The organism is Arcticibacter eurypsychrophilus (assembly GCF_001730525.1).
Taxonomy (GTDB): domain Bacteria; phylum Bacteroidota; class Bacteroidia; order Sphingobacteriales; family Sphingobacteriaceae; genus Arcticibacter; species Arcticibacter eurypsychrophilus.
On sequence record NZ_MDFN01000024.1, the window covers coordinates 14,156 to 29,506 of the forward strand.

The 15,351-nt window shown below is 36.0% G+C and carries 13 protein-coding genes; 2 read left to right on the forward strand and 11 right to left on the reverse strand.

Going from position 1 to position 15,351, the window contains the following annotated elements; translation table 11 throughout:
* Window positions 1-123 precede the first annotated feature (123 nt).
* Both BFL47_RS13495 and BFL47_RS13500 read left to right on the forward strand, forming a co-directional pair.
* Window positions 124-3,060, forward strand: a complete 2,937-nt coding sequence (locus BFL47_RS13495; protein ID WP_069660328.1) for an FAD-binding and (Fe-S)-binding domain-containing protein — start codon at window positions 124-126, stop codon at window positions 3,058-3,060.
* Window positions 3,061-3,430: 370 nt separating this feature from the next.
* Window positions 3,431-4,723 (forward strand): NosD domain-containing protein, encoded by a 1,293-nt coding sequence (locus BFL47_RS13500; RefSeq protein WP_069660329.1) that lies wholly within the window; start codon window positions 3,431-3,433, stop codon window positions 4,721-4,723.
* Window positions 4,724-4,743: 20 nt separating this feature from the next.
* Here the strand turns inward: BFL47_RS13500 and BFL47_RS13505 are convergent, their stop codons facing one another.
* From BFL47_RS13505 to BFL47_RS13555, 11 genes are all read right to left on the reverse strand, one after another.
* Window positions 4,744-5,253, reverse strand: a complete 510-nt coding sequence (locus tag BFL47_RS13505; RefSeq protein ID WP_069660330.1) for a D-glycero-alpha-D-manno-heptose-1,7-bisphosphate 7-phosphatase — start codon at window positions 5,251-5,253, stop codon at window positions 4,744-4,746.
* A gap of 2 nt (window positions 5,254-5,255) precedes the next feature.
* Window positions 5,256-6,005 (reverse strand): nucleotidyltransferase family protein, encoded by a 750-nt coding sequence (locus BFL47_RS13510; protein WP_211480970.1) that lies wholly within the window; start codon window positions 6,003-6,005, stop codon window positions 5,256-5,258.
* Complete coding sequence (locus BFL47_RS13515; protein WP_069660331.1) at window positions 5,987-7,018, reverse strand: GHMP family kinase ATP-binding protein; 1,032 nt, start codon at window positions 7,016-7,018, stop codon at window positions 5,987-5,989. The genes BFL47_RS13510 and BFL47_RS13515 overlap by 19 nt, the downstream gene beginning before the upstream one ends.
* Before the next feature lie 92 nt (window positions 7,019-7,110).
* Window positions 7,111-8,247, reverse strand: a complete 1,137-nt coding sequence (locus BFL47_RS13520) for a glycosyltransferase family 4 protein (RefSeq protein WP_069660332.1) — start codon at window positions 8,245-8,247, stop codon at window positions 7,111-7,113.
* A gap of 80 nt (window positions 8,248-8,327) precedes the next feature.
* Window positions 8,328-9,281, reverse strand: a complete 954-nt coding sequence (locus BFL47_RS13525) for an NAD-dependent epimerase/dehydratase family protein (RefSeq protein WP_069660333.1) — start codon at window positions 9,279-9,281, stop codon at window positions 8,328-8,330.
* A gap of 270 nt (window positions 9,282-9,551) precedes the next feature.
* Complete coding sequence (locus tag BFL47_RS13530) at window positions 9,552-9,917, reverse strand: cupin domain-containing protein (protein ID WP_069660334.1); 366 nt, start codon at window positions 9,915-9,917, stop codon at window positions 9,552-9,554.
* Window positions 9,918-9,927: 10 nt separating this feature from the next.
* The gene (locus BFL47_RS13535; RefSeq protein ID WP_069660335.1) at window positions 9,928-10,938 is read right to left on the reverse strand and encodes an NAD-dependent epimerase/dehydratase family protein; all 1,011 of its coding nucleotides are present in this window, start codon (window positions 10,936-10,938) and stop codon (window positions 9,928-9,930) included.
* A 253-nt stretch (window positions 10,939-11,191) separates the two neighbouring features.
* The gene (locus tag BFL47_RS13540) at window positions 11,192-11,980 is read right to left on the reverse strand and encodes a WecB/TagA/CpsF family glycosyltransferase (RefSeq protein ID WP_069660336.1); all 789 of its coding nucleotides are present in this window, start codon (window positions 11,978-11,980) and stop codon (window positions 11,192-11,194) included.
* On the reverse strand, window positions 11,928-13,061 hold the full coding sequence (locus tag BFL47_RS13545) for a glycosyltransferase family 4 protein (protein ID WP_069660337.1): 1,134 nt from the start codon (window positions 13,059-13,061) through the stop codon (window positions 11,928-11,930). Before BFL47_RS13545 ends, BFL47_RS13540 begins: the two co-directional genes overlap by 53 nt.
* An 80-nt stretch (window positions 13,062-13,141) precedes the next feature.
* The gene (locus BFL47_RS13550; protein ID WP_069660338.1) at window positions 13,142-14,068 is read right to left on the reverse strand and encodes a glycosyltransferase family 2 protein; all 927 of its coding nucleotides are present in this window, start codon (window positions 14,066-14,068) and stop codon (window positions 13,142-13,144) included.
* On the reverse strand, window positions 14,065-15,345 hold the full coding sequence (locus BFL47_RS13555) for a hypothetical protein (RefSeq protein ID WP_069660339.1): 1,281 nt from the start codon (window positions 15,343-15,345) through the stop codon (window positions 14,065-14,067). The genes BFL47_RS13550 and BFL47_RS13555 overlap by 4 nt, the downstream gene beginning before the upstream one ends.
* Window positions 15,346-15,351 lie beyond the last annotated feature (6 nt).

A 15,351-nucleotide genomic window follows, 5' to 3' on the forward strand; every position in this document is an offset into this window, starting at 1 on the left:
TTACCTAAATATAAAGACTTAAAAGTTATAAATATTATTATTAATAATTATTGTAGTCATTTTAACATAAATTTAAATAGAATTATTTATTTATATACATTTACTTTATCGGTTCGACTCATTATGGTTTCAAAGACAGATAAAATTACTTTAAATAAGCTGGAGCAATTACGCGCGGAATTGGATGGTGAGTTATACCTGGATACTTTGCAACGCATTTTATATGCTACTGATGCCTCCTCTTATCGGGAAATTCCGCTTGCTGTTGCCGTGCCTAAGACAGTAGATGATATAAAAGCGCTGGTCCGTTTTGCTAATAGGGAAAAAACAAGCCTTGTTCCTCGTTGTGCAGGAACATCCCTTGCCGGTCAGGTTGTAGGAGAAGGCATAATTGTTGATCTTTCAAAATATTTCACTGAAATTATAGCCTTTAATAGGGAGGAAAAGTGGGTACGTGTGCAACCAGGTGTGATCAGAGATGTATTAAATATGTTCCTAAAGCCTTTTGGGCTTTTCTTTGCCCCTGAAACGTCAACAGCCAACAGGGCCATGATCGGAGGTATGGTAGGAAATAATAGTTGTGGCGCTAATTCGATTGTTTATGGAAGTACAAGGGAACACTTACTTGAAGTTAATGCGGTATTGAGTGATGGCTCTGAGGTTGTATTTAAGGCGCTGGACCTGGAGGCTTTCTATAAAAAGTGCATAGGCAGCAGTCTGGAATCTACCCTTTATCATACTACTTTATCGCTGTTAAGTGATCCGGCTACGCGCTCTGAAATAGAAAAAGAGTTTCCGAAGAAAAGTATCCGCAGAAGGAATACCGGTTATGCGCTGGATCTTCTTATGGATGCTAACCCTTTTTCTGAAGGCGCTGAATCATTCAACTTTTGTAAGCTGGTTGCCGGTTCTGAAGGAACACTTGCCTTTGTCACTGAAATAAAACTGAACCTTGTGGCTTTGCCGGATAAGCATAAAGGTTTACTTTGTGTACACTTCAACACGGTTGAAGAAGCATTGCGGGCTAATAGTATAGCCATGAGTTACCAGCCTTCTGCTTGTGAACTCATGGATCATTATATACTTGATTGTACCAGGGACAACATAGAACAAAGAAAGAATCGTTTTTTTATACTTGGAGAACCTGGAGCGATTCTAATGGTTGAGTTTATAAGGGGAAAAACGGAATCTATTGTTGAAATAGCAGGATTACTGGCAGAAGAGCTGCAAAGGACTGGACTGGGTTATCATTATCCTCTTATTCTGAATGAAGAATGCAATAGGATCTGGGACCTGAGAAAAGCAGGATTAGGTTTATTGAGTAATCTTCCCGGTGATGATAAAGCGGTTCCTGTAATTGAAGATACAGCTGTTGATCTGCAAGATCTGACTGCCTATATCAGCGAGTTCAATGAGATATTAAAGAAGCATGACCTTTATTCGGTGCATTATGCACATGCAGGAGCGGGAGAACTGCATCTACGTCCGATCATAAATCTGAAAACTAGTGATGGGAATGCGCAGTACAAGATGATCGCTGCTGAAATAGCCGAACTAGTAAAAAGGTACCGTGGCTCATTATCAGGGGAGCATGGAGATGGTAGGTTAAGGGGCGAGTTTTTGCCCTTCATGTTTGGTGAAAAAAATTACCAACTTTTTAAGACCGTCAAAGATACCTGGGATCCTAAGCGTATTTTTAACCCAGGTAAAATTGTGGAAACGCCTCCAATGAATACCATGCTCAGGTATGAACCCGGACAGCAACAACCCGAAATAAAGACGGTCTTCCGCTTTAATGGTCAGACTGTTCTTCAGCATGCAGAACAATGCAATGGCTCCGGAGACTGCCGTAAACTGCAATTTTCGGGAGGAACCATGTGTCCATCCTATATGGCTACGAGAAACGAAAAGGAAACAACCAGAGGCAGGGCGAATACATTAAGGGAATTCCTGACGCATTCGGAAAAAATAAACCGTTTTGATCATAAAGAAATACTGGAAGTAATGGATCTTTGCTTGAGTTGTAAGGGCTGTAAATCCGAATGCCCTTCCAGCGTAGATCTTGCTAAACTGAAGGCTGAATTTTTGCAGCACTATTATGATGCGAATGGGGCGCCTTTCCGTTCAAGAATCATTGCCCGATTCAGTACTATTTCTGGCATAGGGGCTCTCCTTCCCTCTTTGTATAATTTTATGGCGTCTACAGGTTTGCCTGGTATGGCCGGATTTGCAAAAGAAAGAGCACTTCCTAAACTTTATTCCTTTACGCTTAAAAGCTGGTATAAGAAAAGAGGGATGTCAAAGAACGTGAATAAAAAGCAGGTGTATCTCTTTTTTGATGAGTTTAGCAACTACATTGATACCTCTATTGGAATTAAAGCTATCCTTTTGCTGGAGCATTTGGGTTTTGATGTATTGATGCCTCAACATATTGAAAGTGGGCGTACCTGGCTCTCGAAAGGTTTTGTTCGTAAAGCAAAAAAAATAGCAAATCAAAATGTAAGTCAACTTGGCACATTAATTACCTCAGAAATTCCCCTTATTGGTCTTGAGCCTTCGGCGATCCTTACTTTTAGGGACGAATATCCTGATCTTGTGGATGATGATTTATTGGATACAGCCCGAAGACTAGCTCTGAATACATTCTTGATTGATGAGTTTCTTGCTCAGGAGGCTGAAAAAGGCACTATTGGTAAAGAACTTTTTATCAAAGACTCAAGAAAAGTATTGCTGCATGGGCATTGTCAGCAGAAAGCAGTTTCCTCAGTTGCAGCAACGGTACGGTGTCTATCCTTACCGGAAAATTATCTGGTAGAAACGATACCATCTGGTTGTTGTGGAATGGCCGGATCGTTTGGCCTCGAACAGGAACATTATAAAATCTCTATGCAGATTGGGGAGCTGATTCTTTTACCTGCAGTAAGAGAAGCTCCCGATGAAACTTTAATCGCAGCTACAGGAACCAGTTGCAGGCATCAGATTAAAGACGGAACTGGGCGTGATGCCTTTCATACTGTAGAAATTTTATATGATGCTTTGCTGAATAAAGGTGTTTTATAAGGGTCTATTTAAGAAACAAAAGACCTCAATAAGAATATCTGCTTGACTTTAAAAAAAATAATATCTGGCTATATCAAAAGAATCACTATGTTTCCAAAATGTCTGCCACAAAATCTGATAAGATTACGATCTAGCCTTGATTGAATGAATGTTTTTTTGATGCTATTAAAATACAATCTTACGGTCTTTTGTTTCTTAAATAGACCCTTATAAAACACCTTTATTCAGCAAAGCATCATATAAAATTTCTACAGTATGAAAGGCATCACGCCCAGTTCCGTCTTTAATCTGATGTTAAGAAACTTAAATGAATTATGAGTTTGAATGAAATAACAGAATTGATTATTTTTATTTTAGCTAAGCTGATTTTATGATTAAAAGATTTTTTGCTGCACTATTGATTTCTGTTGTACTAGTTAGCTTCAAAAGTGAGCGCAGCTGTATTTTAAATGAAATGGAAGCGGATTCAATAAATACTCCTAATAGAATTGAAGTAAGGTTAAGCGGAATTAATGATCATGATCAGGAGATTCAAAGCTACATCACTAGTAATTCACATTTGTTTTTTCCAAAAGGGACTTATGTAATAAACAATTTCATTACGATCAGTAACGTAACTAATTTAAAGATTTCAGGTGAGCCAGGTACTGTTTTTACAAGTAATCAAAATAAAATCATCACCATATCCGGTGAGATCAATAATCTGGAAATTGAGGGGATTACTTTTAAATCGACAAAGGTTAGTGCAGTTGATGATGCGGAAGGACTTGTTTTCATTGCTAATTATGGCGATGATGATATAATGGATGGCTTAAAGATTCATAATTGCAGGTTTAGCATTCCAAACTCTCAGGCAAATGGTATTAAACTTGTCAGTGAGGGAACTAATTCAAGTGCTAAAAATATATCGATCACCTATAATAAATTTGAAAATATAGGTCGCATGGCCATTGAATTTCAGAATCATAACACACTGCTCGCTCCGAGATTCAGTGAGTTCGATATCTCATATAATTACTTTTATAATGTAGGCACAATACAACTGGGACCGGCTCCTGCGTGTGTGTCTGTAAGCGGACATTCCTTAAATGGCAAGATTAATTACAATAAATTTTATGATATGCATATGGAGAGCTCGAAATATATCTATTATGGAATTGAAAATGCGGGGACTATAGGTTTAGAAACGGTCGGTAATTATATGCAATCCAGCACCTATGGATTTACTGGCTTATTAGCTTCGGGATCATTAAAAAAGAGTTGGATGATCAAGGATAATGTATTTGAACTTTCCGGTGGTAAAACAGCTGATAAAAATAAGATTAGAGGGATGGAATTATGTAACCTGGATGATTTTATTGTAACCGGAAATACAATATCAACGGATGGCATGGCCATTATGCTGGTAAATTGCACATCAGGGAGAATTACAAATAATAAAATAAAGGTAAAATCGGGGAATGCTATATACTTGAGAGCAGGATGTACTAAAAACGTAATCACCCGCAATGATATAGATGCTAGTCTTGGAACAGACAACGGAGTGGTGCTTTTTGATGGATCTGAAACCTCACACAATGTGGTTTCTTTAAACAACCTATTAAAAACGGGCAGACGGCCAGGTTCTTATGTGAATGTTAATGGCGCTAATAACAATAAATAACAAAGATTAACTTTCAGAAATTAGACATCAGCGATGAGAGAGGAAATTAGTTGAGATGTAGATTCAACTCGAAAATTAGCCATCCGCATATCATGATGGCCGATGTAGATTGTTTTGATTCCTAAGCTTCTGGCCGGAATTAAATCATTGACTGAATCTCCTATCATCCAGGAATTGGCAAAATCAATTGTATACATTTCTTTCGCCTGAAGAAAAAGTCCTGTTTTAGGCTTCCTGCAGTTACAATTGTCTTCATCAAGATGTGGACAAACGAAAAAGTGTTGAATAACAAAGCCTAATTGTTCGTTAATCTGTTCATTTAAGGCGTTTAATTCAATCAGGCTTAGCATCTTTCGTCCAATACACCGTTGATTGGTGATCACGAAAATTTGCTTAAACGCCTGATTGGCCCACAATAGGAAATTCTTTATTCCTGGGAGAATTTCTATGTCAATTGGCAGGAGCACATATGTGTCATCCAATTTTTTATTCAGGACACCATCGCGATCCAGAAACAGCGTATCTAACATCTTTAAACTATAATATTTTTAAGTAATTTTTGTGATAAATAATAATCTGAAGGGATTCCGATATCGATAAAAAGAGCTTGGTATACTTTTCCATATGCCTTCAATCTGTGTAAGTTCTTTTCAAAGAAGTCCTGTTCCATCGAGAACTTGGCAGGCATTGTTATAGCTGAAATAAGCGATTTGTTCATGTAATAAATTCCTCCATTAATAATCATCTTTTGATTTTCGATTGCGCTTTTCTCTTTAAATGACAGGATCTTTCCATTTGGGGCACAGCCTACACTCCCGTATCTGCTCGAATGTTCGGTTTCTAAAAGTGCAAATGCTAAATCTGCTGAATTAGAGCGAGCAAATGCTTCCAGATCAGATAATGATATGTCAAAAAAAGTATCTCCATTAAGAATAAATGAACTATCTCCTTCCACTTGTTCATATGCTTTGAAGATAGCACCCCCTGTACCCAGCATTTCCGTTTCAATGCTATAGCTTATTTCTAATCCATAACGGTTCTCCGGAATTTCCAGGTACTCTTTTATAATCTCGTATTTATAACCTACCGCTAAAATGACTTTTTTAATATTGTTAGTCGACAAAAAATACATGAGATAATTCAGAAAAGGGCGTCCGGCAACTTCTGCCATGGGTTTGGGCACATCTTTAACTACAGATTGAAGTCTCGTTCCTAATCCTCCTGCTAGTACAATAGCTACATCGGTCATGAAGTTCTTTTTTGTTAGTCTTGTGTTTTCCATGTGATTACACCCTTGTCATAGAAGTGAACTCGTTCCACTTGTCCACCAAATTGGTTAAGTACATTAACCAGATGATGTACAAAGCAATTTTTCACATAAAACATCATATAGCCCCCTCCTCCTGCACCGGATATTTTCCCTCCTAAAGCACCATTCTTCATTGCGGCTTCATATATTTCATCTACAATTGGGTTACTTATTTCATCGGCTGTTTCTTTCTTAGAAATCCATCCTTCATTAAGTAAATTCCCAATGTCATTTAATCGGCCACGTAATAAAGACTCCTTCATGTTATAGGCTATTTTTTTTAAGGTATGCATAGCCTCAATTGATTTATCACCTGCCTTACATACATTTTTTACTTGTGCTTCAATAATTTTGGAAGATAGTCTGGATGTTCCGGTATAATATTGAAGTAATGAAAATTCAAGTTCGTATATATAGTTCTGTTTAATCCGCAAAGGGTTCACAACCACACGATCTGCATAGAATTCCATAAAATTGAAACCTCCGAAAGTCGCTGCATACTGATCCTGCCTCCCTCCTGCCAATCCTACATCCTCACGTTCAATACTATAAGCTAATTGAGCAAGATCGTAATCGCCTAGAGGAAGTCCAAGCCATTCTGCAAAAGCCGCCACTATAGCCACTACCAATGTAGAAGAAGAGCCTAATCCTGATCCTGGAGGGGCATCAACATAGGTTTCCAGTTGATAAAACATGGGTTCTTTAATGTTGAATTCCCTTCTAATACGGTTATGGATTGCTTTAATTAAAACAAGCTTGTTATCACTTAAATCAAATTCTTCTACACTATCATAGATATGGTGTTCATTAATATCATGGCATTTGATCACAATTTGGGGTAGCTTTAATGGCATTAAGGTTGCATAAGCAAACTTGTTGATAGTAGCATTTAAAATAGCACCACCGTACTGATCGCTATAAGCACTGACATCTGTCCCCCCACCTGCAAGACCTAGTCTTAAAGGGGCTCTAGAACGTATAATCATGAAATTTAATTTTGAAAATATGAAGATATTAGGTTTAAAGCTCGAGTATTAGAAATATTCTCCTGCTTTTATGGTTTAGAACACGAGAGTCGTCACTGACTTGTTTCATATTTAATCTTCTTACGAGGGCCATGCTCTGCTACGTCGTCAAACATGTGCTGATAAGATTGAACTAATTTACTCATGGCAAAATGCTCGTTGGTGTACTCCGCTTGTTTTTCCTTTAAATTTAAATAATCACTAGGGTTCCTTAAAATAGCTTCTTCCAAAAGGCGATCAAGATCGTTAGGTTTATTTAGATCAAACATGTAACCGGATGTGCCTGATTCAAAGAATTCATTAAAACCAGCGGCATTACTGGCAAGAATTGGTACATTATAGTTATATGCGATCATCAGCGGACCGCTTTGTGTGGTGTCACGGTAAGGCAGGACAATATAATCAGCCTCTGCAAAATAAGAAGGTATCTGGTGGTTTTCAATAAATCCGATATGTGCTGATACCTGATCTTTGTTCAATATCAAGGGCTTATATTGTTGCTCCCAGTTTAAACATCTTCCTGCGATAAGTAATCTGAAGTTTTGATATTTAATACCTAAGCGACTTACTGCTTCTAAAAGCAGGTCAAGTCCTTTATAATGTAGAATATTTCCAAAAAACAGAAAGGTTATACCCTCCTTTTTTTTCAAATCAGGAAGTTTTCCAAATCCAATTAATGGTAATGGAATACAATATACTTCCTTTTTATTAAAGATTTCTTTTAATAGGTTTGCCTGTGGTTGTGAGTATGTTAAAAACTTTTCAAATCGATTAATCAAAACCTTTTTTCCTAAAGTGGTTAATCGGTTAAAAGCCGTCTTGCTATGGTTTATAACATCATGCATCGCAATGATGGTCCGTTTTTTATCCAATAGCAATAAGAGGATATTTAAATATAGCTGATCAAAATTAGCTACGAAAATAACATCAGGATTGGCCTTTTTAACGGTTGTGATGATCTTGTAATAGGTAAGTAATAATCTGGGATCTCTAAAGCGATACTTTAACGGAAATGGTACTAGTTTGATATGATGCTGGTTACAATAATCCGCCAATTCTTTTTCCGAGTAATTTGAATTTTTGTTGGGAATTATAACACCATAGGTAATCTCATATTCTTTAGGAAAATGGTGAAGTAAATTTATTTGATTATCTGAAAAGGCAGAGGATGATAAGTAAAAAACCTTCATTGTATAAACCGTTGAATAATGTAATTGAATAGCTTTTTGAGTACTTTGAATAAAATTATTGTGGTACGGATGTCGCCTTGCTAACCCTGATCGATAAGATCATTTATATATCTTTTGATCTTATCCGCGTTACCTGAAGTATATTTCTTTACAACATCCATTAAATCCTCCGCTTTAGTATGGAATTGAAAATTGCTGATCAGGTCTTCCGGCATAGGAATAGATTGAATCAAATGATCATTTGGTGTAGTTATCCCTTTTTGAACAAGTACATCGATTACCATTTGTGCCAGGTCCCGATGCGAAATTGGATTACCGGATCCTAAATTATGTATACCACTTACGATACTGTTATCATTTAGGATTTCTACTATCACATTTGCCACATCTTCCACCCAAACATAATCCCGTTTAATTTCCTTATCAAACAAGTCAATAAAACCTTTTTGTTTGATAAATGAATGAAAGCGGTAAGGCAAACTGGCATTTTTGTCTTTATGAGCCTCTCCCATTCCGAAGATATTAAAGAACCTAAGACCAATAACTCTGCTTTCAAAGGTAGTCATGTTGTTTAACACATACTTATCGAACATCCATTTAGACCATGAATATACATTATGGGGATGTTCATAATCGTTGTCTACTATACAATTTGTTGAATTTCCGTATACTGCTGAACTGGATGCATAAATTAATGGGATTTTGCGCTCAAGACAAAAATTGAGGTAATATTTAGAATGCTCATAATTGTTAACGAGCATAACTTCTGCATCTTTAACCAGTACATCAGCATTGGCACCAATATGCAATACCGCCCCTACATTATGCCCTTTAAGTTGCTCATCTATATGTTGCAAATTGCTTTTATATGAGATGTAATCTATAAAAGCGCAGTTTTTGATATTTAAAAACTTTCGTTCATCATAGTTATCAATTATAATAATATCATTGACTCCACTTGCATTGAGCTTTTTAATTAAATTGGAGCCAACAAAGCCTGATCCTCCTGTGACAACGATTGATTTAGGTTTCATATTTATTTGATTATTAAACATACTTAACTGGTATGTTTAAGCTCGGTGCTTCTGTTATCTGTCTGATAACCAGTATTGAATTCTATGACTTTGCTTTATGCAATCGCTGATATAAGGCATATAGCTGTTAGAATAAAACAGTAGCAAAGAAATTAAAAATGATCAGTGAATAATACAGCAGGCTTTACTCCTAGTGTATTATTCACTGTAAGCCATTGCTCATTTTGGAGTATTTTATTATCCTGGAAGAAATAGTTATTTGGAATAAAATTAAGGATGAAGTAAGGCATTCGCCTCATTTGTATATTCTAAACCAAAGTAAAAGAACTCCAAGGGTATTGTATTACATAAAATATCGTGCTTACTGCCAGCTGGTATGTATACAAAAATACCAGGCTTTAAATCATAAGCGACGTTATCTACTTTGGCTATACCGTATCCATTCTGAAAAAAATAAACTTCGTCCATATCAGGGTGAACATGAACCGGAACGTTCTGCCCTGGCATAAGTTTTCCATAAGCTACTTGTTTCAGTTTTACCGGTTGATCTGAGCCTTGCGCTAAAATCTTTTTTAGGCCAACAGCGTGTGAAGTAGATACTGGTATAACTTCATCAACATCTAAATGTATAAACACAATTCTTCAATTAAACAGCTGTATTGAAAACCTGATTTTCGTTCGAAAGATTACGGGTTGCATCCACATTCTTTTCAACCCAATGATAAGTTTGAGTTAACCCTTCCAAAAGCGGTCTTGATGGAGCCCAATTAAGCTTTTGGCTAATCAAATGATTGTCAGATGTTCTTCCTCGTACACCAACAGGACCAGGGATATTTTTAATTCGGATAGTTTTGCCGGCTATTTTAGCTACCATCATGGCGAGGTCGTTAATAGATAGCATTTCCTCGGAACCAATATTAACGGGTCCCATAAAGTCACTTTCCATCAATCTGCGTACGGCTTCTACACATTCATTGATGTACAAAAATGACCTGGTTTGAAGTCCATCACCCCAAATTTCAATTTCGCCATTATCTTCCGCTTCTGCTACTTTCCGGCATACTGCAGCAGGAACTTTTTCCTTTCCACCTTGCCACGTACCTTGAGGACCAAAGATATTATGAAATCTACCTATTCTGACGCTTATATCATAGTTTTTTTGGAAAGAGAGGAATAGCCTTTCACTGAATAACTTTTCCCATCCATATTCACTGTCCGGAGCAGCAGGATAAACTGTGTCTTCACTGCATTTTGGATTTTGAGGATCCATTTGATTGTATTCGGGGTATACGCAAGCAGAGGAAGAATAAAATATTTTTTTTACTTTATTTAAGCGACTTGCTTCAGCAACGTTTAAATTAATAAGGGCAGAATTATGCATGACTACAGCATCGTTATCGCCAGTAAATAAGTATCCTGCACCTCCCATATCTGCTGCCAATTGGTAAACCTCAGAGATTGGCCGATCAAACAATGACTGGCACAATTGGTAATCCCGAAGGTCTCCTAAAACAAAATCATCAGCATTCGTATTGCCATATTCATTTTCCTTAATGTCAACACCTCTAACCCAGTAGCCTTCGCTCTTTAATCTGTTAACCAGATGCCCGCCTATAAAGCCGCCAGCACCGCAAACAATTGCCGTTTTTATTTCCATTTTTGTTGAGTTTTGATGATTTTTAAATTATTTGATTTAGACCTGTACTGCTATTTTAATTGGTTAGCAGTCTATGGGTTGAATGATATACTTTTAGCGAACATAAATGACTGCTGAGATACACAGTTTTGTATTAAATGATTAAGTCTCTTGGCGAGAAGTATTTAATATCAATATTACTTGATGGGATATTATTCAAATATTTTGTTTAACACTTGACCGTTAGAAACCCTTAGTCAAATATTATTTTTACTCAATCAGCGTGTTTGACACTTGATAAATTGTATTTAACTAATCCGGATTTCTGTAAAAGAAAGTTATATAAAAATATGACGTACATTATAGTGTATCTTTTCCATAATCTTTTAAAATCTTTTCCTAATAAACGATGTACCCATTCAAAGCCAGATTTTCTAATAAAATCTGGTGCCATTTTTATTCTTCCACCAAAAAAATCAAATGTAGCACCGGATGCAATAAGCACCGAACCATTGATCTTATAGAGATGCTCATCTATCCAATAATCTTGTTTGGGTGTGCCTAATCCAACGCAAACAATATCTGGTGCCAATCTATTGATTTCATTGACGATAGCCTCATCTTCAGCTTCAGACAATTCCCTGAATGGTGGCGAATAATGTCCGATAATTTTTATATGTGGAAATTTTTCACATAAAAATTCTTTCATTTTTACACAAACATCAGGGGCACCACCATAGAGGTAAAAGGTGTAATCGGTTTTTTTCGCATGTTCAGCGAGCTTAAGGATCGTATCAGGAGCAGCTATACGATCACAATTTTGTCTGCTTATCATACGAATCCATCTGACGAATGGCATACCATCAGCGCCAACAACATCAGCAGAATTATAAATTCGTTTTAATTTTTCATTTTTTAAAGCGAGGGCTACATTGAAAGCATTAATACACGCAATATGATGCGATCGACCTTTTTTATCTAATTTCCATGTATCAATCTTCTTAAATAATTCATCGTACGTGATAGGGTCTAACCCTATCCCTAAAAAATTTACTTGATTCATCGTTATCTATTAGTGTTTTGTATAATTGATTTAAAGCATTTATGTAATGCTCCAGATTGTAAAACCTATCGATAGTCTGCTTGGCATTAGTGCTTAATACTTTAAGCTCATCACGATTAGTTAAGACTTTGATGAGCTTCTCGCTTAAACTGGCATAACTAGCCTTTTCAGTGAGATAGCCATTAATGCCATTTTTAACCACAGTACCCATTGAAGCATCATTCGATACCACAGGTACACAGCCATAATTCATACTTTCAAGCATTGCCATTGGCAGACCCTCTCCAAATAATGAGGGTAATAGGAAAATATGTGACTTTTGAAACACTTGAATCTTTTTCATGTCTCTTACAATTCCTCCATATTTATATTGTAAGCCTTTAATAGACGAAAGTTGCTTTAAAAACTCCTCAAGATCAGGTCCTACTCCATAGATATGAATTTCCATTACTTTAAAGTATGATGTCATTTCACTTAAGCATTGGGCAATTTGAAAGATTCCTTTAGATCTCACCATTCTTCCCATGAAGAAGAAAGTCAACTTTTTAGAAAAATCTTTTTGCTCAATTTCTTTACAAAGCTTAACCGCATTTGGCATCACAGAACAGTGAATTTGATACGCTTTATGAATTTCATCTTTCTCAACCTCACTTAGAACGGCTATACAAGATGCATTTACTAACATGCATTTTATTAAATAATAAAATATGGAATAATGGCCAGGGGGACGCATAAGAAAATACCCACCATGGATATGAAGAAGTATTTTCTTTCTTAAAAGATACTTTCCTGTAATTAATAAGGAGCAGTCTCTTAAAATTGAAAATGGTGTTAAATCCGTATTTAAATGAATAATATCAATCTTGTGTTTTAGTATAAACAGAACAAAGCGTGGTAATAAACTGAGTTGATTCAGCAGCCATTTGAATCCTTTACTTTCTGAATCCTTTTTACCTATTATAAAATGAAAATAGTTTTGATAAGCAGAGTTATTCGTGATTATAGTTTTTGTTAAACTGGATATACCACTGATATTTGTATTCTCATTTAAAGAAGGAGCTGTAATCAATATTTTAAACATGAAATTGGCGATTAATGGAATGAGATACTTAATCAGATGAAAACAGGAAACCAGGCGGTATCGAATTACTGTAAAATTATTTAGTTAGACTTTAATAGATAATTTTTAAAAACCCGCCAACTAATGCTTCTAAAATGAAAATAAAAATTACCTATAAAAAAGGGCACAAAATGAAAAGAATCTTCAGTAGCAATTACGGAATAATAGTAAAGATGTTTAATCGCATAGGATGATCTAAAATCGGTGAGCAAGGTGTAAGCTTCCTTGAAAGTAAGTCGTTGTTTACCATCCAGATCATAGGCATGCTGAGGTAATTCATACACGATGGCATCATAAGAAACTAATAATTTGTAACCAGCTTTTTTTGCTCTTAAAGGCAGATCCATATCTCCCCTATGCTTAAACCTTTTATTGTTGAATAGACCCAGATCTTTGAAAACAACATAAGGTATATACAATCCTCTTCCATACAGATCAAATGATGATACGGTATAATTTAGTCCCAAAATACTTCTGTTCGTGCCTTGATTTATTTTTTTTTCTTTTGCAAACCAATGATGCATTAAACGACCTCCGTATAAAATCATATTTTTGCTATCTAAAACTGAAGTTGCACAGCCAATTAAAGCCTGAGGATTGGCATCAATTGCTTGGATATAATTAGAAATCCAATTCGGTTCTATGACAATATCATCATTCTGCAGAATAATACCCTTTAGATCAGAATAGTTGTCAAGCGCATATTGAATACCCATATTGACGGCTCCTGTCCACCATAAGTTTCCAGAACCTACCACAACATGGATTTGAGGATAATGAAGACTAATCCATTCTTTGCTGCCATCACTTGACCCATCGTCTACTACAATAATATCTACTCCATATAAATTAGCTGATGATTCCTTGTAATAGCTAACCGCGTTCATGATGTGAGCAAGACCTTGCTTGGTCACTTCTATTCTATTATAAATAGGTATAACTAATACAATTGACTTTTGATTATTCATGCTGATTGCATTAAAGGCTTACCTGGGATAAACTTTATGGACTGACCTGTAAAATCAAGGTCTATTGAGCTGAGAAAAAATAATGCCCAAAAGAAATTAAACCGGAAATAGGTCTCACTAAAGGCTAACACCAATATTGTAATCAAAGCGCAGGAGGCTATCCACTTTTGTTTAGCTCCGAATTGATTAACTTGTTCAAATGCTCCTTTGAGCATAGCGACGTAGAAGATGAAACAAGGGATCCCCAAGCGCACTAATTGATCTGTTATCCCATTATTTCTTAAAACTTCTTTATCAACTGTCCCAATGCGTGTCATTGGATGGGATCCTCTGCCGAATAATACGTAAACCGTCTTCTCAAATAATTCTTTAATATCTAAATATGCGCTAGCCATCCTCGTATCTCCACCTTTCAACAAAACATCAATTTGAATATTATCAATTTCAATCTGAATCTTTTTCCCCAGGAAACTCAGGCTAACGAACAAGATAATGAACGATACGCCTCCAAATAATAGGGTGAAAAGTTTCATCACCATGGATTTGATTTTAATATAGTAGTAAAGCATGACAAAAATTAAAATGCTGAGGTAGGCTGTAGTTGAAAACGTCGTAATAATAGCTAGCATTAATATGCAGTTTTTCCAGGAAAACATTTTATTGTCTAACAGCACGTTAAACATAATCGACAAGACAAGAAATCCACCAAAGGCACCTGGTTCCCAAAAGGGACCGCTGTTTCTTACCAACATTAAAAAATCGCCAGGAAAATTTAAAAAGAAGATATTGTGAGCAACACTTTTAAAATTATAAAACATGACTTCTGTTTCATAATGAATAGGTGATTTGCTAATGTAGAAATTATAGATATTGAAATTAATTAAGATAGGAATAAACAGAACCAGGGCAATGACAGTGAACCACAACATTATCCTTTGAAAGATGTATACGAAGTCTATTCCTAATGTAGCAATGCTAAAAGCACCTGCAAAAATCAGCATACTTTGATAGGCAAACGTGGTAACGTACATGCTTCCAAAATATAAGGTTTGAATAAGCAGTAACAGACAAAAAGTGCTGATTAGCAAATAAAACCTACCTGTGATCGTTTTCCTCCATAAAACAAATCCTCCTATAGCCAGCATGAATGTGATAATATCACCTGTCTTTCCTTGAAAAAGAGGAAACCCGGAAGTGGAAAGCAATGCAAATACTAAGATATGTTTATAGAAGTTCTCGAAACTTAATTGATTTGTATCTCTTGTAATATTCTCCATATTGAT